25 protein-coding genes are annotated in these 24,430 nt (G+C 69.3%); 6 read left to right on the top strand and 19 right to left on the bottom strand.

The genetic code is table 11. The features are described 5' to 3' along the window. Window positions 1–30 precede the first annotated feature (30 nt). From tauA to HW466_RS21060, 4 genes are all read right to left on the bottom strand, one after another. Entirely contained in the window at window positions 31–1,047 is a 1,017-nt protein-coding gene (gene tauA, locus HW466_RS21075; protein WP_059544926.1) for a taurine ABC transporter substrate-binding protein, read from the bottom strand. A 254-nt stretch (window positions 1,048–1,301) separates the two neighbouring features. After that, window positions 1,302–2,294 carry a lipoyl synthase gene (gene lipA / locus HW466_RS21070; protein ID WP_059451537.1) on the bottom strand — a complete coding sequence of 331 codons (993 nt, stop codon included), beginning with the start codon at window positions 2,292–2,294 and terminating at the stop codon, window positions 1,302–1,304. Continuing rightward, a complete protein-coding gene (gene lipB / locus HW466_RS21065; RefSeq protein ID WP_059507820.1) occupies window positions 2,287–3,042 on the bottom strand; it encodes a lipoyl(octanoyl) transferase LipB in 756 nt (251 codons plus the stop codon). Before lipB ends, lipA begins: the two co-directional genes overlap by 8 nt. Window positions 3,043–3,125: 83 nt before the next feature. After that, window positions 3,126–3,452: a DUF2917 domain-containing protein gene (locus HW466_RS21060; protein ID WP_059451612.1), complete on the bottom strand. Its 327-nt coding sequence runs from the start codon at window positions 3,450–3,452 to the stop codon at window positions 3,126–3,128. 102 nt (window positions 3,453–3,554) lie between these two features. On the opposite strand from HW466_RS21060, the gene HW466_RS21055 reads away from it, so the two are divergent. Beyond that, the gene (locus HW466_RS21055; RefSeq protein ID WP_059544924.1) at window positions 3,555–4,544 is read left to right on the top strand and encodes a transcriptional regulator GcvA; all 990 of its coding nucleotides are present in this window, start codon (window positions 3,555–3,557) and stop codon (window positions 4,542–4,544) included. Here the strand turns inward: HW466_RS21055 and HW466_RS21050 are convergent. The 10 genes from HW466_RS21050 to HW466_RS21005 all read right to left on the bottom strand — a co-directional run bounded on the left by HW466_RS21050 (window position 4,528) and on the right by HW466_RS21005 (window position 13,675). Further along, on the bottom strand, window positions 4,528–4,836 hold the full coding sequence (locus HW466_RS21050) for an HP0495 family protein (RefSeq protein ID WP_059451540.1): 309 nt from the start codon (window positions 4,834–4,836) through the stop codon (window positions 4,528–4,530). The two genes, HW466_RS21055 and HW466_RS21050, sit on opposite strands and share 17 nt — an antisense overlap. Beyond that, window positions 4,836–5,762, bottom strand: coding sequence for a D-amino acid aminotransferase (locus tag HW466_RS21045; protein ID WP_151005057.1), 927 nt, complete (start codon window positions 5,760–5,762; stop codon window positions 4,836–4,838). The genes HW466_RS21050 and HW466_RS21045 overlap by 1 nt, the downstream gene beginning before the upstream one ends. A gap of 48 nt (window positions 5,763–5,810) precedes the next feature. Next, on the bottom strand, window positions 5,811–7,127 hold the full coding sequence (locus tag HW466_RS21040; RefSeq protein WP_059768627.1) for a D-alanyl-D-alanine carboxypeptidase family protein: 1,317 nt from the start codon (window positions 7,125–7,127) through the stop codon (window positions 5,811–5,813). Window positions 7,128–7,610: 483 nt separating this feature from the next. After that, a complete protein-coding gene (locus HW466_RS21035) occupies window positions 7,611–8,255 on the bottom strand; it encodes an alpha/beta hydrolase (RefSeq protein ID WP_059451543.1) in 645 nt (214 codons plus the stop codon). Between the two features lie 13 nt (window positions 8,256–8,268). Continuing rightward, window positions 8,269–8,586, bottom strand: a complete 318-nt coding sequence (locus HW466_RS21030) for a (2Fe-2S) ferredoxin domain-containing protein (protein WP_045567109.1) — start codon at window positions 8,584–8,586, stop codon at window positions 8,269–8,271. A gap of 155 nt (window positions 8,587–8,741) precedes the next feature. Further along, the gene (locus HW466_RS21025) at window positions 8,742–9,893 is read right to left on the bottom strand and encodes a VanZ family protein (RefSeq protein ID WP_174906026.1); all 1,152 of its coding nucleotides are present in this window, start codon (window positions 9,891–9,893) and stop codon (window positions 8,742–8,744) included. 19 nt (window positions 9,894–9,912) lie between these two features. After that, a complete protein-coding gene (locus HW466_RS21020) occupies window positions 9,913–10,536 on the bottom strand; it encodes an ABC-type transport auxiliary lipoprotein family protein (protein ID WP_059451613.1) in 624 nt (207 codons plus the stop codon). A gap of 95 nt (window positions 10,537–10,631) precedes the next feature. Then, window positions 10,632–11,567: an MlaD family protein gene (locus HW466_RS21015; protein ID WP_059451545.1), complete on the bottom strand. Its 936-nt coding sequence runs from the start codon at window positions 11,565–11,567 to the stop codon at window positions 10,632–10,634. A 27-nt stretch (window positions 11,568–11,594) separates the two neighbouring features. Further along, on the bottom strand, window positions 11,595–12,554 hold the full coding sequence (locus HW466_RS21010) for an ABC transporter ATP-binding protein (protein ID WP_059849156.1): 960 nt from the start codon (window positions 12,552–12,554) through the stop codon (window positions 11,595–11,597). Further along, window positions 12,551–13,675 (bottom strand): MlaE family ABC transporter permease, encoded by a 1,125-nt coding sequence (locus HW466_RS21005; protein ID WP_151006441.1) that lies wholly within the window; start codon window positions 13,673–13,675, stop codon window positions 12,551–12,553. The genes HW466_RS21010 and HW466_RS21005 overlap by 4 nt, the downstream gene beginning before the upstream one ends. Before the next feature lie 337 nt (window positions 13,676–14,012). On the opposite strand from HW466_RS21005, the gene HW466_RS21000 reads away from it, so the two are divergent. The 5 genes from HW466_RS21000 (at window position 14,013) to HW466_RS20980 (ending at window position 19,450) form a co-directional block, all read left to right on the top strand. Further along, window positions 14,013–16,079, top strand: coding sequence for a bifunctional 2',3'-cyclic-nucleotide 2'-phosphodiesterase/3'-nucleotidase (locus HW466_RS21000; protein ID WP_151006442.1), 2,067 nt, complete (start codon window positions 14,013–14,015; stop codon window positions 16,077–16,079). A gap of 14 nt (window positions 16,080–16,093) precedes the next feature. Continuing rightward, window positions 16,094–16,939, top strand: coding sequence for a tetratricopeptide repeat protein (locus tag HW466_RS20995; protein ID WP_059952286.1), 846 nt, complete (start codon window positions 16,094–16,096; stop codon window positions 16,937–16,939). Window positions 16,940–17,266: 327 nt separating this feature from the next. Beyond that, window positions 17,267–18,187, top strand: coding sequence for a biotin--[acetyl-CoA-carboxylase] ligase (locus HW466_RS20990; RefSeq protein ID WP_174906108.1), 921 nt, complete (start codon window positions 17,267–17,269; stop codon window positions 18,185–18,187). After that, window positions 18,184–18,978, top strand: a complete 795-nt coding sequence (locus HW466_RS20985; protein ID WP_059451550.1) for a type III pantothenate kinase — start codon at window positions 18,184–18,186, stop codon at window positions 18,976–18,978. The genes HW466_RS20990 and HW466_RS20985 overlap by 4 nt, the downstream gene beginning before the upstream one ends. A 229-nt stretch (window positions 18,979–19,207) precedes the next feature. Continuing rightward, window positions 19,208–19,450 carry a hypothetical protein gene (locus tag HW466_RS20980; RefSeq protein ID WP_059451615.1) on the top strand — a complete coding sequence of 81 codons (243 nt, stop codon included), beginning with the start codon at window positions 19,208–19,210 and terminating at the stop codon, window positions 19,448–19,450. Between the two features lie 16 nt (window positions 19,451–19,466). Here the strand turns inward: HW466_RS20980 and rfaE2 are convergent, their stop codons facing one another. The 5 genes from rfaE2 to HW466_RS20955 form a co-directional block, all read right to left on the bottom strand. Continuing rightward, the gene (rfaE2, locus tag HW466_RS20975) at window positions 19,467–19,952 is read right to left on the bottom strand and encodes a D-glycero-beta-D-manno-heptose 1-phosphate adenylyltransferase (RefSeq protein ID WP_059451616.1); all 486 of its coding nucleotides are present in this window, start codon (window positions 19,950–19,952) and stop codon (window positions 19,467–19,469) included. Between the two features lie 163 nt (window positions 19,953–20,115). Then, entirely contained in the window at window positions 20,116–20,994 is an 879-nt protein-coding gene (locus tag HW466_RS20970) for a ferritin family protein (RefSeq protein WP_059451551.1), read from the bottom strand. 487 nt (window positions 20,995–21,481) lie between these two features. After that, window positions 21,482–22,708 carry a patatin-like phospholipase family protein gene (locus HW466_RS20965; RefSeq protein ID WP_151007058.1) on the bottom strand — a complete coding sequence of 409 codons (1,227 nt, stop codon included), beginning with the start codon at window positions 22,706–22,708 and terminating at the stop codon, window positions 21,482–21,484. Between the two features lie 24 nt (window positions 22,709–22,732). Continuing rightward, window positions 22,733–23,497 carry a PhaM family polyhydroxyalkanoate granule multifunctional regulatory protein gene (locus HW466_RS20960; protein WP_059507830.1) on the bottom strand — a complete coding sequence of 255 codons (765 nt, stop codon included), beginning with the start codon at window positions 23,495–23,497 and terminating at the stop codon, window positions 22,733–22,735. 79 nt (window positions 23,498–23,576) lie between these two features. Continuing rightward, window positions 23,577–24,404 carry an enoyl-CoA hydratase/isomerase family protein gene (locus tag HW466_RS20955; protein WP_059544902.1) on the bottom strand — a complete coding sequence of 276 codons (828 nt, stop codon included), beginning with the start codon at window positions 24,402–24,404 and terminating at the stop codon, window positions 23,577–23,579. Between the last annotated feature and the right edge of the window lie 26 nt (window positions 24,405–24,430).

The raw sequence follows: 24,430 nt of genomic DNA, 5'->3' as shown, positions 1-24,430 counted from the left end.
CTCCGGGGTGAGTGGCGTGATGCGCGGCGCTCAGCGCGCGGCCTTCTGCACGAACTGCGGATCGACGCCGACCGAGTAGTCGGACAGCACCGTCTGGATCGTGCCTTGCGATTTGAGGAACGTGGCCGTGGCCGCGAGCGACTTCGCGGCGCCCGATTGCGCGCCGCCGCCGAGCCACGTCGGCGATGCCTGCTCGGCCGGCGTCGGGAATGCGTAGAGCGCGAGGCTGGCCGGCACGTCCTGCGCGTTCGCGCCGGACACCTTCGCCACCGCCGCGACCTGCGGCGAGCCGACCTTCCACGCCGCCGCATGCGCGCGATAATCCGCATCGGCGGCCGCCAGCACCTTCACGAAGCGCTCGACGAATTCGGGGTTGGCACGCGCGAACTTGCGGCTCACGACGAAACCGTCGAACGTGGCCTTGCCGCTTTCCTTCGCGACCTGCCCCGACGTGGTCAGCACGGTGCCCGACTGCTTGACCTTCGCGAGCACCGGATCCCAGATATAGGTCGCGTCGATGTCGCCGCGCGTCCACGCGGCCGCGACCTCGGGCGGGCGCAGGTTGACGATCTTCACGTCGTTCGGATTCACGCCGGCGGCCTGCAGCGCGACGAGCGTATGGAAATGCGACGTCGACACGAACGGCACGCCGATCTTCCTGCCCTTGAGCGCGGCGACGCTCGTCACGCCCGAGCCGTTGCGCGCGACGAGCGCCTCGGCGTCGTTGATGTTGTCGAGCACCCAGAACAGCGAGATGTCGAGCCCCTGCGACAGGCCGGCCGCGATCGGGCTGGAGCCTGCCTCGCCGAGCTGCACGGAGCCCGACGCGAGCGCGCGGATCACGTCGGCGCCGCTGTCGAGCTTGCGGAACGTGACCTTGTAGCCGGTGGCCTTTTCGACTTCACCGCTCGCCTGCGCGTAGCGCCACGGCACGACCATGTCCTGGTACGCGATCACGACTTCGCGCGATTCGGCGTGCGCCGCGCCGAGTACGGCAAAGGCGGCCAGCGCGACTGCGGCGCGGCCCACGAGGCTGAAACGGGACATGCGGCTCTCCTTCGAATGCGTGCATTGCTGCGGGAGAGCCGACTTTACGGGCTTTGCGCGCGGCGGGAGCGAACTTATCCTGCGAAGCTATCGATGCCGCTCCAGCTTTGCTTTTCACGTTCGACTGGATCGCGTGTCCGGTCGGGTGGCGAATGTCGTGCGAACGCCTGCTCGGCGGCCGCGCCAACGAAAAAGCCCGCATCGCTGCGGGCTTTTTTCGACTGCACGGCTCCTGCGGAGCAGGCCAATGGCGCTCAGACCACCCCCGCCCCATGCGCCTGCAGATCGGCGTGATAGCTCGAACGCACCATCGCGCCGACGGCCGCGTGCGTGAAGCCCATCTTGTACGCTTCTTCCTCGTACATCTTGAACGTGTCCGGATGCACGTAAGCACGCACCGGCAGGTGGTGCTCCGACGGCTGCAGATACTGGCCGATCGTCAGCATGTCGACGTCGTGCGCGCGCAGGTCGCGCATCACCTGCAGGATTTCCTCTTCGGTCTCGCCGAGGCCGACCATCAGGCCCGACTTCGTCGCGACGTCCGGATGCAGCGCCTTGAAGTCCTTCAGCAGCTTCAGCGAGTGCGCGTAGTCCGAACCCGGGCGCGCTTCCTTGTACAGGCGCGGCACCGTTTCGAGGTTGTGGTTCATCACGTCGGGCGGCGCCGCGTTCAGGATCGAGATCGCGCGGTCGAGACGGCCGCGGAAGTCCGGCGTCAGGATCTCGATGCGCGTTTCCGGCGATTGCTCGCGCACTTCGCGGATGCACTCGACGAAGTGAGCCGCGCCGCCGTCGCGCAGGTCGTCGCGGTCGACGCTCGTGATCACCACGTACTTGAGCTTGAGTGCTGCGATCGTGCGCGCGAGGTTCTTCGGTTCATCCGCGTCGAGCGGATCGGGACGGCCGTGGCCGACGTCGCAGAACGGGCAGCGGCGCGTGCACTTGTCGCCCATGATCATGAACGTCGCCGTGCCCTTGCCGAAGCATTCGCCGATGTTCGGGCAGCTCGCTTCCTCGCACACGGTGTGCAGGTTGTGCTCTCGCAGGATCGTCTTGATCTCGTTGAAGCGCGAGCTGCCGGTGGCCGCCTTCACGCGGATCCATTCCGGCTTCTTCAGCTTCTCGATCGGAATGACCTTGATCGGGATGCGCGCCGTCTTCGCCTGCGCCTTCTGCTTGGCGGTCGGATCGTAGGCAGGGGTCGCGGCCGAATCGGCCGGTGCGGGGGAAGCGGTAACGTCAGTCATTCGAATGTTCCAGTGCCTGCGGCTTGTCGGCGGCCGCGGATTCGCCGTCGAGGTTGGCGATCAGACGCCCCACCAGCGTGTGGGCGACGTCGTTCCAGTCGGCGGCAACCTCGAGGCTCGCCATGTCGACGGTTTCCAGTCCGGCATAGCCGCACGGGTTGATCGCGAGAAACGGGCGCAGATCCATCTTCACGTTCAGGCTCAGCCCGTGATAGCTGCAGCCGTTGCGGATCTTCAGGCCGAGGGCCGCGATCTTCGCGCCTTCGTGCACGCCGGATGCCACGTAGATTCCCGGCGCGCCCGCCTTGCGGACCGAAGCGAGATTATACGCCGCGAGGGTTTCGATCACGGCCTCCTCGATCTTCGTCACGAGCGTGCGCACCATCAGCTTGCGCCGGCGCAGGTCCAGCAGCAAATAGACGACGATCTGGCCGGGGCCGTGGTAGGTGATTTGTCCGCCGCGGTCGACCTTCACGAGCGGCACGCCGCTGTCGGCCACCAGCAGGTGGGCCGGGTCGCCGGCCTGGCCGAGCGTGTAGACGGGCGGATGCTCGACGACCCAGATTTCGTCGCCGGTGTCGGCCGTGCGCGTGTCGGTGAACGCGCGCATCGCGTCGAAGCTCGTCTCGTACGCCTCGCTGCCCCGCCAGCGCACGGTGACCGGCACGACGGGCTGAACCGGAGACCCGGCGGGCGATTCGGAAACAGCGACAGGCGTGGACACGATGGCAACCGGCGAGACGGACATGGCCGGTAGTTTACCGAAAACCCATGCGTCTCGCCGGCTTCAGAAGGGGACGGATCGCGCGCATCCGTCGGAGGAAAGGCGCGTCAGACGGTGCGCCAGCCGTCGTGGAACAGCGCATTCACGCGGTGACGCAGCCGTGCGAGCGCGCCGCGCGCAACCTCGCCGGCCGGCCGCGACACCGAGAACGCCACCTGCGCGCCCTGCCCGCTTTCCGCGCTCAACCACAGCCGCTCGCCGCGGCGCAGCCGCAGCGTCTCGCCGTCGACCAGGAAGTAGTCCTCGACGTCGTTGCTGCGCGTCGCCCACACCGGCCCGCATTGCACCGTCAGACGCGTGCTGCGTTGCACCTTCATCGGCACGGTTTCGCCGGGAGGGATTTCGAACGTGATGCTTGAAGAAATTTCTTGCATGATCGACTCCGCCAATAAATGCTTCGATGGCTACAATCGTAGTCATTTGAAGGGGCTCGACCAAACGACCATTTTTCACGTCGATGTGAGGAAAATTAGCAAATGGACCTCCGCCAGCTGCCCGCGCTGAACGCGATCCGTGCGTTCGAAGCCGCCGCCCGCCACGAGAATTTCTCCCGCGCCGCCGACGAGCTGTACGTCACGCACGGCGCGGTCAGCCACCAGGTTCGCGCGCTCGAGGAGGAGCTCGGCGTGCAGCTGTTCACGCGCAACGGCAAGCGGCTGTGCCTGACCGACGCCGGCATGCGCTACGCGCAGCAGGTCCGCACCGCGCTGATGGTGATCGCCGATGCGACGCGCGACGTGCGCGCAAGCGACCGCGGCCGGCGGCTGGTGGTGTCGATGCTGTCGTCGTTCGCGGCGCGCTTCATCACGCCGCGCATCGGCACGTTCATCGAGCGGCATCCGGAAATCGACGTCGAGCTGCAGTCGACCAACTCGCTCACCGATTTCGCGCGCGACGACGTCGACCTCGCGATCCGCTTCGGCTCCGGCCACTATCCGGGGCTGCACGTCGAGCCGTTGTTCGAGGAGGTGTTCTTTCCGGCATGCTCACCGACACTGAACGGCGGCAAGCTGCCGCAAACGCCCGCCGATCTCGTGCATTACAACCTGCTGCGCTCGGACGACGAGCTGTGGCGGCCGTGGTTCGACGCGGCCGGGCTCGATACGCTGACCGAGCCGAAACGGGGAATTCTGTACCAGGATTCGTCGAACCTGCTGCTGGCCGCGATCGACGGCCAGGGCATCGCGCTGGTGCGCCGCTCGCTCGCGGTACACGACCTGCTGGACGGGCGCCTCGTGCGCCTGTTCGACATCGACGGGCAAAGCCCGTGGCACTATTTTTTCGTGTGTCCGCCGCCGCTCGTGAACACGCCGCGCGTGCAGGCGTTCAGAACCTGGCTGCTTCAGGAAGTCGCCGAATACAAGCTGCTGTGCGACGAACTGGACGCGCGGCGCGCGGCGGGGAAGACCCCCGCCGAGTGCGCGCGGGAAGGAGGATGGAAAGCGGCGCTCAGAGCACGACCTTGACCATCGGATGGCCGGTCAGTGCGCGGTAGATGTTGTCGAGCTGTTCCTGGCTCGTCGCGCGCACGGTGATCGTGAGGCCGGTGTAGTTGCCGCCGCTCGATGCACGCTCCTCGATCTTCTCGACGTCTATCTCGTTGTCATGGACGGCCACGACCTTGAAGATCGTATCCTTGAACTCCGGGTGCGCCTTGCCCATGATCTTGATCGGGAAATCGCACGGAAACTCCAGCAGCGACTCCTTCCTGGCATCGATCGCGCCGGTAACCTCGATGGTTTTGGTCGGTTCGCTCATCACTTTCTCCGGGTTAGGTCAAACTGTTCAAACTCGCGTGCCTTCGCACGCTGGTACGCGTCGTACAACGCCGCGAACACCGGGCCCGGCTTGCCGCCTTGCACGGGCAGGTCGTCGAGCGACGTCACGGGCAGGATCTCCTTCGTCGCCGACGTGATCATGATCTCGTCCGCCGAGCGCAATTCGACCTCGCTGATCTCGCGCGCGACGAACCGAATGCCGCACTCCTCGGCCAGCTGCTCGACCAGCGCGTAGCGAATCCCCTCGAGGATCCTGTTGCTGCGCGGCGGCGCCATCAGCTCGCCGTTCTTCACGATCCACACGTTCGACGACGACCCTTCGGTCACGTTGTCGTCGCGCAGCTGGATCGTCTCGAACGCATCGCGTTCGGCCGCATGCTGCGCCATCAGCACGTTGCCGAGCAACGAAATCGACTTGATGTCGCAATGCAGCCAGCGGCGATCCTCGGCCGTCACGCAGCGCACGCCCTGCGCGCGCTCGTCGGCCGACGGCAGGCGCAGCGGGCTCGCCATCGCGAACACCGTCGGCACCGTGTTGGCCGGGAACGCGTGGCCGCGTTTGGCGACGCCGCGCGTGACCTGCAGGTAGACGAGCGCATTGCCGTCGCCGAGGCCTTGCGCGTTCGCGGCGACCACGCGCTCGATCAGCGCGCGCCAGCCGGCCGGGTCATGCGGATCCTCGATGCCGATCTTCTTCAGGCTGCGCGCGAGCCGCTCCAGATGCTGGTCGATCCGGAACGGCACGTGCGCGCCGTCGTGCGCATAAACGGGGACGACTTCATACACGCCATCGCCGAAGATGAACCCGCGGTCGAGCACCGGCACGCGGGCTTGAGACAGCGGCACCAGTTCCTCCTGCGACGACACGCTGAGGTAGACGATCGGTTCGAATTCGGCTTGGCTCATGGCTGTACCAGATGGGGATGAAGTCGTGAAAACAAAGGCCCGTCGTGCTTACTTCTTCTTGCTGAACATCAGCAGGATCGAGTCCCAGATACGTCCGAAGATACCCGCTTCCGGCACGGCCTGCAGCGCGACGACCGGGAACTCCGACAGCGTCTTGCCGTCGGCGACGATCTTCACGGTGCCGACCTGCTGGCCTTCCGCGAGCGGCGCGATCAGCGGCGCGTTGACGTCGACTTCCGGCTTGACCTTGTCGCCCAGGCCGCGCGGCACCGTCACCCACTGGTCGCCCTTCACGCCGACCTGCACGGTGTTTTCCTTGCCCTTGTAGATGCGCGGCGTCGACATCGCCTGGCCGCCCTTGAACAGGCGCACCGCGTCGAACGCGCTATAGCCGTAGTTCAGCATCTTCATGCTGTCCTGCGTGCGGTCGCTTTCCTTCTGCTCGCCCATCATCACCGACACGAGACGGCGCTGGCTGTCGACACCCGGGATCGCGCGCTTGGACGACGCGATCAGGCAATAGCCGGCCGCTTGCGTGTGGCCCGTCTTCAGGCCGTCGACCGTCGGATCCAGCCACAGCAGGCGGTTGCGGTTGCCCTGGCGGATGTTGTTGTACTTGAATTCCTTCTCCGAGAAGATGCCGTAGTACTGCGGAAAATCGCGGATCAGGTGCGCGGACAGCTTCGCGAGGTCGCCGGCCGTCGTGTAGTGGTTCGGGTCGGGCATGCCGTTCACGTCGGCGAAGTGCGTGCCCTTCATGCCGAGGCGCGCGGCCTCGTCGTTCATCATCGTGACGAACTGCCCTTCGCTGCCGCCGACGAGTTCGGCCAGCGCGATCGCGGCGTCGTTGCCCGACTGGATGATCATCCCGTACACGAGGTCGTGCACGGACACCGGCTTGTTCGCCTCGATGAACATGCGCGACTCGTCGCGGCCGACGCGGCGCACCGCTTCGCTCGGCGTGACGATCTGCTCCATCGAGATCTTCTTCTTGTCGAGCGCCTCGAACACCAGGTAGGCCGTCATCAGCTTCGTCAGCGACGCGGGCTCGACGCGTTCGTCGGCGTTGCCCGATGCGAGCACGGTGTTGCTCGTCGCATCGACGAGCACCCACGAGCGCGCGTTCACGCCCGGCGGCGGCACCGCGCCCGGCATGAAGGTCGCGGGCGCGCCGGTGGACTGCTCGGCGGCGGCGGCCGGCGCGGCATGCGCGGCCTTGGCCTTGGCGGCCGGCTTCGCCTCGGCGACGACGATCGTCGACGCGAGTGCGACGGGCAGCATCACGCCCAGCGCGACGTTGCGCGCGGCGGTGCCGAAGGCGATGGAAGAAGCGAGGGACTTGAGGCCTTGGGAAGACAGACGCATGATCGATTCAGGCTGGTGGCAGAAAGTGCGGCGCGAAACGCGCAGGGTTGAACGGCAAGGCGGCGAGCGTTCCGGCGTTCGCCCGACCGTGTCGGACGGCGCGAAACGCGCCGGTTGGACTCGTGCGGACGCGTTCGGTTCGCGGCCGTCGCGAGCGGGCGGACAGGCGGCGAAACGAGCGCCGCATGGGCCCGGCCGGGCCGCGGGCGACGCGAAATGCGGCCATTATACGTGGCCGCGAACGGCGTTTTCGCGAACCATGAGTCGGCCGGCAACACACAGGCTTCGGGAGGATAGCGCGGCTTCGCTGCGGACGATCGTGCTCGAAGCCGCGCGAAAGGCGTGCGCAGGCGCCATGCAAGCGAGGTTGCGGCGCGCCGGCGTGCGCATTGCGATCGTGTCGCAACACGCTGCGGTGCGATGCCGCGCGAGCGGCGACACCGCGGCCGCGCGGCAACCGCGCCGCATGCCGGGCTCAGCGGATCAACGCCACGCGTCGACGATGATGCGCTTCAGCACATGCAGCTTGCGATGCAGGAAATGCTCGGCACCGGGAATCACGACGACCGGCAGCTCCTGCGGCCGCGCCCAGTCGTAGACCGAGCCGATCGGCACCGTGTCGTCGGTCTCGCCGTGGATCACGAGCGTGTTCTCGGGCACGTCGGCGACCTGCCAGCGGCTCGCGGCCGTGCCGACGAAGACCATCCGCTCGATCGTCTCGCCCGCGTCGCGCAAGCGCTTCGCGACATGCGACAGCACGAAGGTGCCGAACGAGAAGCCCGCGAGCACGAGCGGCAGGTCCGCATAGGCGGGCTGCGCGCGCATGTGCGCGAGCACGGCCAGCAGGTCGTCGGCCTCGCCGATGCCGTTGTCGTGCACGCCCTCGGTCGCGCCGACGCCGCGGAAGTTCGACCGGTACACCACGTAGCCGAGCTGGACCAGCGTGCGCGCGAGCGTTTGCGCGACCTTGTTGTCCATCGTGCCGCCGAACAGCGGATGCGGATGCGCGACGAGCGCGATGCCGCGCGGCGCGGCGCCGCCTTCGCGCACGGCATCCGGCAGGTCGACCGCGATTTCGATCTGCCCGACCGGGCCGGCGATCAGCGACTTCTGCGTATGAACGTTCATTCGGCCCGCCCGCTCAGATCTTCAGGCGGTCGACGACCTTGCCGTCGCGCAGGTGCGATTCGACGATCTCGTCGATGTCGGCGCGATCGACGTACGTGTACCACGTGCCTTCCGGATACACGACCATCACGGGCCCTTCCTCGCAGCGGTCGAGGCAGCCGGCCTTGTTGATGCGCACCTTGCCGGGGCCGGCGAGGCCGAGTTCCTTCACGCGCTTTTTCGCGTACTCCTGCATGGTCTGCGCATCGCATTGCGCGCAGCTCGGGCGCTCGGCGCCCGGTTCGCGCTGGTTCAGGCAGAAGAAGACGTGGTGCTGGTAGTAGGAATCCATGATGGTGACGAGCGGCCCGGCGCGGCGCCGGACGGAAAGAGAGGCGATTGGCGTTGCGCGCGGCAACGGATGTGCGGACGATTATAACGACCGGCGCGCGCGGCTGCCCGCGATCGACACGCGCGCCCGCGCTCGTGGTTGCGCCCGCTGCCGCGTCAGCGCCGCCGCACGGCAGGCAGCCACGCGTGCTCGACCCGCTGGCCGAGCCAGATCAGCGCCGCGTAGGGCCAGATCCACGCGAGCCAGCGCGCGATGCTGTTGAAGTGCACGTAGCGGCCCTGCCGCCAGCCCGACAGTGTGAAGTCGAAGAACGGGTTGACCGGCAGCAGATTGACGAGCGCCACGCCGGCCAGCAGTGCGAGCGCCGCGAGCAGCGCACGCCACGTGGCCGGCACGCGCAACGCGAGCAGCGCCGCCGCGAAGCCGAGCTCGATGCCGAGCCGCGCGCCGGGCGTCGCCCACACGACGACGAGGCCGGTGCTCGACTGCATGAAGGTCGCGGCCGCCTTCAGCGCGAGCGTCGCGGCGACGAACGCGATCAGGAGCCGCACGCGCGGCGCGCCGGCGCGCATCGCGAGCGACGCGATCGCCAGCGCGGCGAACAGCATCAACCCGCCGAGCGCGGCTTCCCACGCGGAGTCGGACAGCCAGGCGTCGACGCGCTCCGGCCATTCGCTCACGCGCCATGCATCCGGCAGCCATGCGAGCAGCGCGTCCTGCATCGAGCCGTCGGCGCGCTCCCACAGCGCGGCCGGCCAGTCGCCGATGCCGAACAGGAACGGCGACGGAAACAGGATCGCGAACGGCCACAGCGCGGCGAGCAGCAGCGGCGTCGCACCGTCGGCCTCGAACCACGCGAAGCGCAACCGCCGCAGCGCGCCGCGCTCGAGCAGCGCGCCGGCGGCCGGTGCCGCGAGCGCCGCACCGAGCAGCGCGCCGAGCGCATTGGCCGCGAGGTCGAGATTCGACGCGACGCGCGTGGGCAAGTAGGTCTGCAGCGCCTCCATCGATCCCGACAGCAGCACACCGAGGCCGCCCACGAGCAGCGTCGCGGCCACGCCGCGCCAGCGCGGATGCAGCGCGAGCACGCCGAGGGCGCCGAACGGCATGTAGCCGAGCACGTTGGTGACCACGTCGAACGCGGTCACATAACGCTGCATCGGCGCGAACAGATAGTCGAACGGCCCGATGCCGAGCGATACCCAGCCGTCGAACGGATACAGCGATGCATAGACGATCAGCGCCGCATACGCGGCGAACGCCTGCCGCGCCAGCGACGACGCGCGCGACGCGCCCGGTGCGCTCATCGCGGCTGCGCGCGCTGCGTCACGGGTTGCCCGCGTACGCCTGCACGCCGACCCACGCGGCGATCTGCGACACGAGCTCGTCGCTCGCGGCCGCGAGCGCCTGCGCGCCGCCGGCCGCATCGGGCGTGCTCGACGGCGCACGCGCGACGAACGTGCGCTGGCCGAGCACCTTGCCGTCCTGCATCAGCGTCGCACGCGCGGTGACCGCGCCATGGCTCTTCGATTGCCCGTCGAACACCTGCTCGAATTCGTTCAGATCGACCTTCAGCGTCGGCGCACGCACGCCGTCGGAGCCTTCGAGCACCGCGCCGCGCGACGACAGCGCGCCGCGCAGCCGCTGCGTGAGCAGTTGCGCGGGCGGCGCGGTCCAGCGGCTGTCGCGATAGACGGCCATGCGTTGCGCATCCGCATACGCGAGACGGTAGACGAACTTGTCGGTGTCGAGCGCATCGGGCGCGGCGACGTCGAGCACCTTCAGTGCGGGGCCCGTGCCGGCCGTGACGGTCGATGCGGCCGGACCGAGGTCGTAGCGGATGTTCGACAGCGCCGCGTTGTTGCCGGCGCAGCCGGCGGCGAGCACGAGCGTCAGCATCGCGAGCGCGGTCGCGGCCGGACGCAGCGCGCGATCAAGGATTCGTGGCATGGCATGTTCCTGCATGATGTTTCCGGTTTCGATGGCGTCGTGACCCGCGCTCGCGCGGGGCCGGACGATCAACTTCGATCAACTGACGATCCGCTTCATTTCCCGGCCGCGGCTGCCGCGCCCGGCCACACGAAGCCCGCCTCGCCGGGCCCCGGCGCCGCGCCGGGCGAACCGAACAACAGACTGCTCGGGTTGCGGCCGAGTTCACCGGCGACGTCCTTCAATTGCCGCGATGCATCGCCGACGCTGCCGGCCAGCGCGTTGAAACGCGGCAGCGTGTCGTACTGGACCCGCGCGTTCAGGTCGTTCAACGCGACGCCGACCTGCTCGGCCGCCGTGCCGGCCTTGTTCAGGTTCGACACGAGCGGGCCGTTCGGCTGCAGCAGCGTGTTCGCCGACGCCATCGCCCGATCGACCTGGTGCATCGTTTCCGGCAGCGCGGCCACCGCCGGTGCGAGCTGCTTCGACAGCGTCGTCGCGCCGTCCGCCGCGTGCTGCAGGCTTTCGGCCGTCGCGCGCAGCTGCTCGCGCATCTCCGGCGACATCAGCGCGTTCGCGCTTTTCGCCGCCAGTTCGAGCTGCCGCAGCAGCACGTCGCCGCGCTCCTGGATCTGGTCGAACAGGCTCGGCCGCATCGGGATCTGCGCGATCGCCTTCGGCGACGACGGCAGCGGCGCCAGATCGCGGCCCGTGTCCTCGAGCTGCACGAATGCGATGCCCGTCACGCCCTGGAAGCCGAGGCTGCCGTAGGTCGACTGCGTGATCGGCGCGTCGTGGTCGACGAGGATCCGGATCCGGATCTGGCCCGGATGCGAGCGGTCGAAGCCGATCGACTGCACCTTGCCGACGTCGAGCCCGCGAAAACGCACGGCCGCGTCGGGGAACAGACCCGTCACGTTGGTGCGCGCGAGCAGGTCGTACGGCACGCGCACGGTGCGATCGACGTTGAACCAGAACACGGTGCCCGCGATCGCCAGCGTCAGCGCGATCGTGAACAGGCCGGCCCAGAACGCATGTGATTTGTTTTCCATTCGCGGGTTCCTTGCTTCGTGCCTTTCCTACAGTTCGACGCTCGACAGCGCCGGTTCGAGGGCCGCCTTCGGCAGCTTCGCGCGCCGCTCCGGCGGCAGCGCCTGCAGTGCGCGGCGCCCGCGCAGCCCCAGGAAATATTCGTGGATGAACGGATGGTCGACGTTCGCGGCCTCCTCGACCGGCGCGGCGACCAGCACCTTGCGATCGGCCAGCACCGCGACGCGCGTCGACAGCGCGACCATCGTGTCGAGATCGTGCGTCACCATCACGACGGTCAGCCCGAGCGTGCGGTGCAGCGTCGCGATCAGCTCGACGAATTCGTCGGAGGCCTGCGGGTCGAGGCCGGCGGTCGGCTCGTCGAGGAACAGCAGCTCCGGCTCGAGCGCGATCGCGCGCGCGATGCCGACCCGCTTCACCATCCCGCCCGACAGCGCGGCCGGCATCTTCGATGCGTGCTTGCACGGCAGCCCGACCATCTCGAGCTTGAGCATCACGATGTCGTGCAGCAGGTCGGGCGGAACGCGGCCAAGCTCGCGCAGCGGCTGCGCGACGTTGTCGAACACCGTCATCGACGAGAACAGCGCGCCCTGCTGGAACAGCATTCCGGAACGCGTGCGCATCATTCGCGCGGTCGCGTCGTCGATCTTCGACGTGTCTTCGCCGAACACCTTGATCGTGCCCGACGTCGGCCGCTCGAGGCCGAGGATCTGCCGCACGAGCGTCGTCTTGCCCGAGCCCGAGCCGCCGACGATCGCAACGATCTCGCCGCGCCGCACGTCGAAATCGAGCTTCTGGTGAACGATGTTGCGCCCGTAGCGCTTCGTCAGGTTGCGCACCTCGATCACGAGGTCGTCGCCGCGCGCGGCCGGCGCCGGCGGCGCGCCGACCGTGCCCGCGTCGAGTGCCGCGGCGTGCGCACGGGCATCGTCTGCCGGCGCGGCACCGGACGGCGCGGCACCGGCCGGCGAATCTTTCGACGCGTTCATCCGAGCCCCACGTTCTGGAACAGGATCGCGAACACCGCGTCGGCGAGGATCACGACCGTGATCGACGTGACGACCGACGTCGTCGTGCCTTCGCCGAGGCTCTGCGAGTTCGCCTTGATCCGGAAACCGAAATGACATGCGACCAGCGCGATCAGCATGCCGAACACGACGCCCTTGCCGAGGCCGATGTACAGGTTCGCGATCGGCACGACGCCCGGCAGCGAGCGCACGAAATAGTTGACGTCGATCCCCAGCACGAACTTCGCGGCGAGCGCGCCGCCCGTCAGCGCGACGATGTTGGTCCACATCACGAGCAGCGGCATCGCGACGCCGAGCGCGAGCACGCGCGGCAGGATCAGCCGCAACCCGTGCGGAATGCCCATCACGCGCATCGCGTCGAGTTCCTCGGTCACGCGCATCACGCCGATCTGCGCGGTGATCGCCGAGCCCGAGCGGCCCGCGACGAGGATCGCGGACAACACCGGGCCGAGTTCGCGAATCACCGACAGCCCGAGAATGTTCACGATGTAGCGGTTCGCGCCGAACATCTGCAGTTGCTGCGCGGACAGATAGCTGAGCACGATGCCGATCAGGAATGCGACTAGCGCGGTGATCGGCAGCGCCTGCGCGCCGGCGCTGTAGATGTTCGCGGAGGTTTCCTTCCACGGCATCGTCTGCGGACGGCGCAGCACCGACAGCGCGTCGAGGATCACGAGGCCGAACATCGCGATGCCGCCCTGCAGATGTTCGCCGAACGAGAAGATCGCCTGGCCGAGCCGCGTGACCGGATCGAAGCACACGATGCGCTCGGGCGCCTCGCGCTGGCTGTCGAGACGCTCGATCCGCTCGAAGATCGTGCGCTGCGTGGCGCTGAGCGCGACGCCGGCCGGCAGCTTGCGGCCCCAGACGCGCCACAGCGCCTGGCCGCCGACATGGTCGAGCCGCTCGATGCCGGACAGATCCCATTCGTTCACGCGCCCGGACGCCAGGCCCGCGATGCGGCGCGCGACCTCGCCGCGATTGCGCGCGAGCGCGAGCGCGGTCCACTGGCCGGTCAGGCGCACCGTCTGGCCCTGGCCGCCGGCGTCGACCGACAGGCCGGGAGGTGTGTCGAAGTCCAAGGGCGGGTTGTTTGCAAAAGGATGACAGCGGCCATTGTAGCGAACCGTCCGGCGGCGCGACGTGAGGATTTCCGTCGGAGCGTACGACGGCGCACGACAGTGCACGACGGCGCGCGGCCGGCGCGGACACCGGGCGACGGGCGCGTCGTCGACGGTGCCCGGCATGCCCCGTGGCGGCGTTCGCCTCCGCCACGGCGCGCGGCACACGCGACCTTTCATTCTTCCGTCACGTTTCCTTTCGATACTCTCACGCGCCGCACATCAGGCCGTCGGCGCCCGCGCCGCCATTTCGCGGCGTCTCGCAATGCTCGGAACAGAACACCAAACAGGACAATCGATGCGTCTGCCCCCGCTTACCCGCCGCCGCGCGCGCACCGCCGCCGCGCTCGCCAGTCTCGCCTTCGCCCTCGCCGGTTGCGGCGGCGACGACGTCACCGCCCCCTCGTCGCAGACGCAGGCCCACGCGCCGGCCGGCACGACGGCCACGCTCGCGCTGCTCGAAACGACCGACCTGCACACCAACGTGCTGTCGTACGACTATTTCAAGCTCGCCGCCGACAAGTCGCTCGGTTTCGAGCGCGTGTCGACGCTGATCGCGCAGGCGCGCGCGCAGTACCCGAACACGCTGCTGCTCGACAACGGCGACACGATCCAGGGCACCGCGCTGTCGGATTACCAGGCCCTCGTGAACCCGCTCGGCTGCGACCAGACGCTCGCGATCTACAAGGTGATGAACGCGGCGAAGTTCGACGGCGGCGGAATCGGCAACCACGAGTTCAACTACGGGCTGCCGTACCTGTCGCAGGTGACCGGCAACACGTTCGACGTCGACGGCCTGCCGGCCCCCGCGCAACAGAAGAAGTGCGCGGGCCCGAACTTCCCGCAGGTGCTCGCGAACGTGATCAGCGCGCGGACCAACGCGCCGCTGTTCACGCCGTACACGATCCTGACCCGCACGGTGACGGCCGTCACGCCCGACGGCAAGACCGTCAGCGCGCCGGTGAAGATCGGCATCATCGGCTTCACGCCGCCGGCGATCATGAGCTGGGACAAGCGCTGGCTCGACGGCAAGGTCTACACGACCGGCCTGAAGGAAGCGGCCGAGAAGTACATCCCGGAGATGCGCGCGAAGGGCGCCGATCTGGTCGTCGCGATCTCGCACGGCGGCCTCGACAATTCCGCGTATTCGCCGACGATGGAAAACGGCAGCTGGTGGCTGTCGAAGGTGCCCGGCATCGACGCGATGCTGATCGGCCACTCGCACCAGGTGTTTCCGGACGCGAACAGCACCGTCGCGCAGTTCAACCTGCCGGGCGTCGACAAGGCGAAGGGCACCGTCAACGGCGTGCCGACCGTGATGGCGAACTACTGGGGCAAGCATCTCGGCGTGATCAAGCTCGGCCTGAAGTTCGACGGCAACGCGTGGAGCGTCGACAAGTCGCAGACGACCGTCGAGGCGCGGCCGATCCAGAACGCCGACAAGAGCTACGTCGCCGCCGATCCGTCGGTGTCCGCCGCGATCGCCGCCGAGCACCAGGCGACGATCGACTACGTGAAGACGCCGATCGGCTCGACCGACTACCGGATGAACTCGTACTTCGCGGACGTCGGCGATCCCGGCGCGATCCAAATCGTCAACGAGGCGCAGGCCGACTACGTGAAGACCTACGTGCAGGCGAACCTGCCGCAATACGCGTCGCTGCCGGTGCTGTCGGTCAGCGCGCCGTTCAAGAGCGGCTTCGGCGGCGGCAGCGACTACACCGACGTCGCGCCCGGCGCGCTCGCGATCAACAACGCGGCCGACCTGTACCTGTATCCGAACACGGTGTACGCGGTGAAGGTGAGCGGCAGCGACGTGAAGAGCTGGCTCGAGACGGCCGCGAAGCGCTTCAACACGATCGATCCGGCCAAGGCGACCGTGCAGCCGCTCGTCAGCAGCTTCCCCGGCTACAACTTCGACATGTTCACGTCCGCGGATCTCGCGTACGAGATCGACGTCACGCAGCCGGTCGGCAGCCGGATCAGGAACCTGACGTACAAGGGCGCGCCGATCGACCCGAACGCGCAGTTCATCGTCGCGACCAACAACTACCGCGCGAGCGGCGGCGGCAACTTCCCCGGCCTCGACGGCAGCAAGACGATCTTCGCGTCGCCCGACGCGAACCGCGACGTGCTGATTTCGTTCATCAAGAAGCGCGGCGCGATCACGCGCGCGGCGGACGGCGCGCAGCGCAGCTGGCGCTTCACGAAGCTCGCGAGCTCGGTCGCGCACGTGCAGTTCACGTCCGCGCCGAACCGGCTCGGTGACGCGGCGGCAGCCGGCCTGACCGGCCTCACGCAGGTCGCGGCCGACGACGGCTCGGGCAAGAACCTCGCCATCTACGAGATCGACCTCACGCAATGACCACGAGACCCGCGATGCAACCGATCCGGACGATGCGTCCGGCCGAGACCGGCCTCGCCGGCGCCGCGCGGCGCGTGCTGCGCGCCAAGCTCCCGCCCGCCGCGCTGCTCGCGGCGGCGGCCGTGACGGTCGCGGCCGTCGTCGCGGCGACCGGCTGGCGCGCCGCCGGCCCCGCGCCAAGCGCCGCGCAGCTCGACGAATGGCAGGCGATGGTCGCGCAGGCGGTCGAGCCGCACGCGCTCGCGCAGTTGCGCACGCTCGCGCGGCGCGGCTCGGGCGACGCGCAGGCGGCGCTCGGGATCGCGCTCGTCGATGCGCGCGAGCCGGGGCTGCGCGACGAGGGACGCGGCTGGCTCGAAACCGCCGCGCAGGCGGACGGCCGCACCGACACGCCGGCCGCGCGGCGTGCGCAACTGGCGCTCGGCAAGGCGCTGCTGCTCGGCAGTGGCGACATGCCGAAGGACTACGCGCGCGCCCGCACGCTGCTCGGCGAAGCGGCCGCGCAGGGCGACCCGGCCGCCGCGTATTACCTCGGGTTGATCTATCGCAGCGGTTACGGCGTCGCGGCCGATCCGGTGCGCGCCGCGCACTGGTTCGAAATCGCGTCGCGCGCGGACATCCCGGCCGCGGACTTCATGCTCGCCAACGCGTACCGCGAAGGCAGCGGCGTGCCGCGCGACGAAGCGCGCGCACTCGCGCTGTATCGTCGTGCGGCGGAACACGAGCTGCCCGAAGCCGTGCAGACGCTCGCGATGGCGTATCGCAACGGCGAACTGGGGCTGCGGCCCGACGCGGACGAATTCCACGCGCAGTGGATCGAGACCGCGCATGCGTTGAAGCATCCGGTCGTCGCGCCGTGACGGTGCGTCGGCGGCGCCGGCGCGAATGCGGCGGCAGGGCGGCGCTTTCCGCGACGGGCATGAGTTGACGCGCCGCGCATCGATCGATCGTCCGCAACGCGAATCGATGCACGGCGCACCGATCCTCGTGTGTCGGCCCGCCGGGGCCTGCCCTGCATGGCGAGACGCTGCTTGCGGGCGAGATGGCGTTTGACGTTGAAAAAAACATCAACGCGCCGAGCCAGATGGCGAAGTACCAGACCGCATGCCGGGCGGCCCTGCGCACGTCGGCCGCCCGGCATGCGCGCCGCCCGTCACGCACTGCCCCCTGTCGCTACAATAGGCGCCATGAACGCCCCCACCTCCTCCGACACGCCCGATTCCGGCGACGCGCACATCGCGCGCAACCGGCTCGAGGCACACCTGGACGCCGGCCCGCGTGCGTGGCCGCTCGACATCGTCGCCGCCACCGGCTCGACCAATGCCGACATCGCGACGCGCCTGAAGGCGCTGCCGCGCACCGCGAACGCGCTGCCCGCACCGCTCGTGCGCGTCGCGTTCGAGCAGACGGCGGGCCGCGGCCGGCAAGGTCGGCCCTGGTTCGCGCAGCCCGGCAACGCGTTGCTGTGCTCGGTCGGCTGCATCGTGCCCCGCTCCGTCGATGCGCTCGGCGGCCTCAGCATCGCGATCGGCGTCGCGCTTGCAGAAGGGCTCGCCACGCTGCCGCTCGACGCCCGCGCGCGCGTCGCGCTCAAGTGGCCGAACGACCTGCTGCTGACGACCATCGACGACGGCGCGCCGCGCATCGTCGGCAAGCTCGCCGGGATCCTGATCGAAACCGTCTGGACCACCTCCGACGCGACGGCCGTCGTGATCGGCTTCGGCATCAACGTGCGCGGCGCGCAAGCCGTCGCCGCGCAGGTCGATGCGCTGCGCGCGCGCGAAGCGACGCTCGCGAGCGGGCTGCCGCCGGCCGCGTTGTCGGCCGCCTGCGCGTCGGCGAACCTCACGGACACGCTCGCCGCGGCGCTGAACGCGCTCACGCCCGCACTCGCGCAGTTCGGCACCGACGGGCTCGCGCCGTTCCTGCCGCGCTGGCACGCGCTGCACGCGTACGCGGGACGCGAAGTCGTGCTGCTCGAACAGGGCGTCGAACGCGTGCGCGGCATCGCCACCGGCATCGACGCGACCGGCCAGCTGCTGCTCGACACGCCGGACGGCATCCAGGCAATCGCAGCCGGCGACGTATCGCTGCGCGAAGCGCAATGAACGCACCGCATCTGCTGATCGACGCCGGCAACAGCCGGATCAAGTGGGCGCTTGCCGACGCGCAGCGCACGCTCGTCGACACCGGCGCGTTCGGCCATACGCGCGACGGCGGTGCCGATCCCGACTGGTCGGCTCTGCCGCGTCCGCGTGGCGCCTGGATCTCGAACGTCGCGGGCGCCGACGTGGCCGCGCGGCTCGATGCGTTGCTCGATGCCCGTTGGCCGGGCCTCGCGCGCACGACGATCCGCTCGCGGCCCGCACAATGCGGCGTGACGAACGGCTACACGACGCCCGAGCAGCTCGGCAGCGATCGCTGGGCCGGCCTGATCGGCGCACGGGCGGCGTTTCCGGGCGAGCATCTGCTGATCGCGACCTTCGGCACGGCGACGACGCTCGAAGCGCTGCGCGCGGACGGCCGCTTCACCGGCGGGCTGATCGCGCCCGGCTGGGCACTGATGATGCGCGCGCTCGGCACGCACACCGCGCAGCTGCCGACGCTCACGACCGACATCGCGAGCGGGCTGCTCGCGGGCGCGCAGGCCGAGCCGTTCCAGGTCGATACGCCGCGCTCGCTGTCGGCGGGCTGCCTGTACGCGCAGGCGGGGCTGATCGAGCGCGCATGGCGCGAGCTCGCCGATGCATGGCAGGCGCCCGTGCGGCTCGTGCTGGCGGGCGGCGCGGCGGACGACGTCGCGCGCGCGCTGACGCTGCCGCATACGCGGCACGACGCGCTGATCCTGTCCGGGCTTGCGTTGATCGCGGCGGAGGCGGCGGCGGAGGCGCGAAATTGACGGAAACCGGCCGGCATCGCGCCGGCCGCATCGATGGATGCCCGGCTGCGGGCATCGTCACGGTGAAGATGGGAAACGGGCGCCGGCGTTTGCGCCGACGCGGACAGCCGGCCGCATCGGCATGCGGCCTGGCCGATGCGTACGATCGCCCGCGGCAACGCCCGCGCGTGCGATGCAGCCGGCCCGACTGAACAACTGAACGACCGAACAACGACGAGGAGTGTCGACGATGCTGCGCTGGCTGATCGCTGTTCTCATTCTCGCGAACCTGCTTGCGTTCGTCGCGGTGCGCGGCGTGTTCGGGCCGCTGCCGGCGGCCGGCCCGCGCGAACCGGGCGTGCTGTCGCGGCAGGTGCGGCCCGATGCGTTGCATGCGATGCCGCTCGCGCAAGAGAGCGATCAGCCGGTGATCGGCGGCCCGATCGGCGCGCCGGCCGTGACGGCCGAGCCGCTCGCGGCATCCGCGCCCTGACGGCGCTACACCCGCATCACGACTGCTGCGCGCGCACCTTCTTCAGCAGCGCGGTGGTCGAGCGGTCGTGCTCGAACGGAATCGCGAGCGCCCGCCCGCCCCAGCCGCGCACGATGGCCGATTCCGGCAGCGCGTCCATGTCGTAGTCGCCGCCCTTCACGAGAATGTCCGGACGGACGGCCTCGATCAGCGACACCGGCGTCTTTTCCTCGAATTTCACGACCCAGTCGACGCTTTCCAGCGCGGCGAGCAGCGCCATCCGGTCTTCCTCGCGGTTGATCGGACGGTCGTCGCCCTTGCCGAGCATGCGCACCGACGCATCGCTGTTCACGCCGACGATCAGGCACGCGCCGAGCGCCTTCGCATCGGCGAGGTACGTGACGTGGCCACGATGCAGGATGTCGAACACGCCGTTCGTGAACACGACGGGCGAAGGCAGCGAAGCGCGCAGGGCAACCAGGGCATCGCGGGTGATCAGCTTGCGTTCGAAGGTAGCGGACATGATGAATTTCGGATGGCGTGAGCGGCGCGCGGTGCACATCGCAACGGGACACGGCGGCGCCAGATAAAAAGCCCGCCGGACGGCCGGGCGGGCTTCATGCGGAACGACACTGCGGCGACTCGCGGCCGGCGGCGCTTCACGCCGGCTGCGATGCCGTGCGGCCTCAGGCCGGTTGCGCGGCCGACGACGGGCCGCTTTCGGACTGCAGGCGGCCGGTGACTTCCTTGCGGTAGCGGTTCAGCTCCTGCGCGGTCGCGAACGTGCGCTCGAACAGGATCGACAGGTTGTGCAGGATTCGCTCGACGACCTTCTTCTCCCACTCGCCGTCGAAGCGGATCTGCTCGTCGAGCCAGCGCTCGAGCCACTCCGGATCGGGCAGGCGCGACTGCACGGTGTCGCGCGGGAACAGCGCCTGGTTCACGTGCAGGTTGGTCGGGTGCAGCGGCTTCTCGGTGCGGCGCGCCGACGCCATCAGCACGCCGATCTTCGCGAACGCCGCGCGCGCGACGTCGCCGCAATTGTTCAGCGCCTTCTTCATGTAGCGCAGGTATGCGCCGCCATGGCGCGCTTCATCGCGCGAGATCGTTTCGTAGATGTGCTTGATGACCGGCTCGGTGTGCCAGTCGGCCGCGCAGCGATACCAGTGGTTCAGGCGAATCTCGCCGCAGAAGTGCAGCATCAGCGTCTCGAGCGGCGGCGCCGGATCGAACTCGAAGCGCACCGCGTGCAGCTCTTCCTCGGTCGGCACCATTTCGGGCCGGAAGCGACGCAGGTATTCCATCAGCACGAGCGAATGCTTCTGCTCCTCGAAGAACCACACGCTCATGAACGCGGAAAAGTCGCTGTCGTGCTGGTTGTCGCGCAGGAACATTTCCGTCGCGGGCAGCGCCGACCATTCGGTGATCGCGTTCATCTTGATCGTCTTCGCCTGCTCGTCGGTGAGCAACGAAGCGTCGAACTTGTCCCACGGAATGTCCTTCTCCATGTCCCAGCGGACAGCTTCGAGCGACCTGTAAAGTTCCGGATAAAGCATGGTGTTCATGATGGTCCCACCCCTGTTCTGCGCAATGCGACTTCTCTAAACGTGACTGTTGCCGCGCCGGCGCACAAGCGCGCCTTTTGCAGCCAAGACTCTAATTTTACGCGTGTATCCCGCCCCCGGACGCAGTTTCCGCTTCCGGCAGCCGGGCGGCCGCGCCGCGTTGAAGCACGGCGGCCCCGCTCCGCTCGAACGGAACCGGCCGCGCGTGCCTGATGTGGGGGGCCGGCGCAAGCCGGCTCGGTGGCGAGCCCGCCCGGCGCCACGCGGTTCCCCGACGGGTTCCCGTGCGACCGCCGGACCGGCGGGCTGCTCGATATGGTGTATACGGCGGCGGCCATGATAGCACGCGTGCATGACGGTTCCGAGACGCTGAACCGGTCGCGCGCCGCCAGCAGCGGTGCGGCGATCGGTCGCGGGCGGCCGTCGCGAAAATGCAACCGATATGTAAGCTTCGTGCGCCTGGCGCGCTCGGCGCGCGTCATGGGCGTCAGACCTGTATTTCCCCGCTTGCGCGACCGCCCGCCGGCGACGTGCCGGATGCCGGCGCGCTGCCGCCGTCGGCCCCGGCGATCCAGTCCGCCAGCGTGTCGCGCTGCGCGCGCCCGTCGCGATAGCCGAGCTCGATCAGCTCGCGCGTGAAGGCTTCCTCGAACAGCAGGTAGCTCGCGAACGACGCGCCGGCCGGCTGGCTGCCGCCGATCGCGCCGAGCAGCCCGCGCATCGTCGCCGGCATCTGCTTCAGGTGTTTCGCGGCGATCAGCTCGATGCGCTCGGACGGCGCGATCGCGAGCACGTCGACGTGCCGCCAGCCGCTGTCCACTTCGACCTGGTGCGGCAAGTGCTCGATCATCCGGTTGATGTGCTCGATGCGCTCGATGTCCGAGCCGATCGAGTCGAGAAACACGCTCGCGAGCACCTGCTGGCCGATCTGCGCGAGCGTCGGGTAGCCGCGCACCCGCCCCGAGCCGTTCGCGGCCGGGATCTCGGGCCGCGGGTCGGCCGCGCCGACGACGACGATCCGGTTCGCGCCGAAGTGGATCGCCGGCGACAGCGGCGCGACCTGCCGGATCGAGCCGTCGCCGAAATATTCGACCTGGCCGTCGAGCACGAGCGGCACGGCGGGAAACACGAACGGAATGGCCGACGACGCAAGCAGGTGCGACGCCGACAGATCGACGAGCCGCGCGGTGCGCTGCGCGCGCCGCCAGGCCTGGATCGGCTCGGCAGCCTGGTAGAAGGTCAGGTGCCGGCCGCTCGAATAGCTGAGCGCCGTCACCGAGAGCGCGTGCAGCAGCCGGCTCTCGAGCATCTGCTCGATCCGGTGAAAGCTCAGCTCGCGCTGCAGCAGGTGGGCGAGCGGCGCGTTGTCGAGCAACCCGCGCGGGGAGCGGCGCGCCGCCCAGCCGAAGGTCATCGTCGCGAGCCAGCGTGCGCCCGCCGCCGCGATGCCGAGCCAGTCGGTGCGATACACGTAGTCCGCGCGCAGCGGCTCCCAGAATTCCAGCAGCCGCCGCACGCCGTGCGAAAAATCGTCCGCGTGGCTCGCGATCGACGTTGCATTGATCGCGCCGGCCGACGAGCCGCAGACGACCGTAAACGGCACCGTGTGCCGGTTCGGATCGGCCTCGCGCGCGATCTCGGCCAGCGCCTTCAGCACGCCGACCTGGTAGGCGGCACGTGCGCCGCCTCCCATCAGCACGAGCGCGAGCCGCATGATCGACCTGCTATCCGGTGCGCGTCACGTCGAGCGCTTCGGCGGACGCGTTTCGGGCGACGACGCGGCCGCCGCGCGCGCCGCGGCCGAGCCGGCCGGCTTCGCGCGCTTCGCGGCCGGCTTGCGCGGCGCGGCGGCGGCCGGTGCGGGCGGCTCCGCCCGCGCCGTCGATGCGGCCTGCCCGGACGGCGCAGCGCCCGACGCGTCGGGTTGCGCGCCCGGCTGCGCCATCGCGAGGCTCGCGAGCTGGTTGAACTGCGCCTGCAGCAGGTTCCACCAGCCGGCCGGGTCGAATGCCTGCTGCGCGGCGTCGCCTGCCGGCGGTGCGTCGGGCGCGGCAGCGGCATCCGGCGCCTGCGGCGCATCGGCGCGCGGCACATCGGCGCGCGGCGCGGACGCCGCTTGCGCGGCCGCGACCGCGGCGTCCTCGGCCGCCGACATCGAGCTTTGCGCGAACGCGCCGAACGCGCGCAGCGTCGCGAGCGTCGCGCGCTGTACCTCGAGCGCCTGGATCGCGGACTGCAGCATCCCGAGATTGAGCTTGAGCCACTGCTCGACTGCGCGCAGGTCGGTGATCCGCTTGTCGAGCTCCTCGACGCTCGTGAGCGGCGCCATCATGTCGGACATGCTCGACAGCGACGGCGGCAGCCCCGATGCGGCGCCGGGAAACGACGCCATCCCGCCGAACGGCGACATCCGCATCATGTCCCACATCCGGTCGAGCATGTCGGCAGGCTTGAAACCGGCAAAGCCGGCGAAAGGATTGGAGCCGGAGGCATCGGTCGTCATACGGGCATCCTGGTTGACTGGGTGGGCGATGCGGCCGGCACGAGTCGCGCGGCCGCCGTTGATCCGATCATAGCGCGCGTCAGAACGGTGCGTCGCCGCGGAAGTCGGGGGCGCGCCGCTCGCGCAGCGAGCGGATGCCTTCCTGCACGTCGGGCCCCGAGAAGCCCATGAACTCGAGCGCGAGCGACGTATCGAAGGCCGGCCCGGCGCTGCGCAGCCAGTTGTTCAGCGCGTACTTGGTCCAGCGGATCGCCGATTGCGACCCGTGCGCGAGCCTCTCCGCGACCTCGTACGCCTTCGGCAGCAGATCGGCCGGCTCGACCGCGAGCGACACGAGGCCGATCCGCTCGGCCTCCTCGCCGCTCACCGGCTCGCACAGCAGCAGGTAATACTTCGCCTTCGCCATCCCGCACAACAGCGGCCACACGATCGCTGCGTGATCGCCGGCCGCGACGCCGAGCCGCGTATGACCGTCGATGATGCGCGCATCCTTCGCGGCGATCGAGATATCGGCGAGCAGGCCGGCGACGAGCCCCGCGCCCACGGCCGGCCCGTGCATCGCGGACACGATCGGCTTGCTGCAGTTGATCACGTTGTAGACGAGGTCGCGTGCCTCGCGCCACACGCGGGCGCGCACGTCGAAGTCATTCGCCATCGCCTCGACGAGCGCGAGATCGCCGCCCGCCGAAAAGCCCTTGCCCTCGCCGCGGATCACCGCGACGCGCGTGTCGGGATCACGATCGACGTCGCGCCAGATGTCGGCGAGCTCGCGATGCATGCGTTCGTTCGCGGTCGCGAGCCCGCTGCGGTTCGCGCCCTCGCCGCTCATCACGATGTCGAGCACGCCATGCTCGCGGCGCGTCACCTTCAATGCTTCGTAAGCGCCGTATGCGGCGAGATCGGCCATGCGCAGCTCCAGGATCGTTGAAATGC

It is taken from the genome of Burkholderia territorii (assembly GCF_902833055.1).
GTDB classification, from domain to species: Bacteria; Pseudomonadota; Gammaproteobacteria; order Burkholderiales; family Burkholderiaceae; genus Burkholderia; species Burkholderia territorii.
This window is presented reverse-complemented; position numbering and strand designations above follow the sequence as displayed.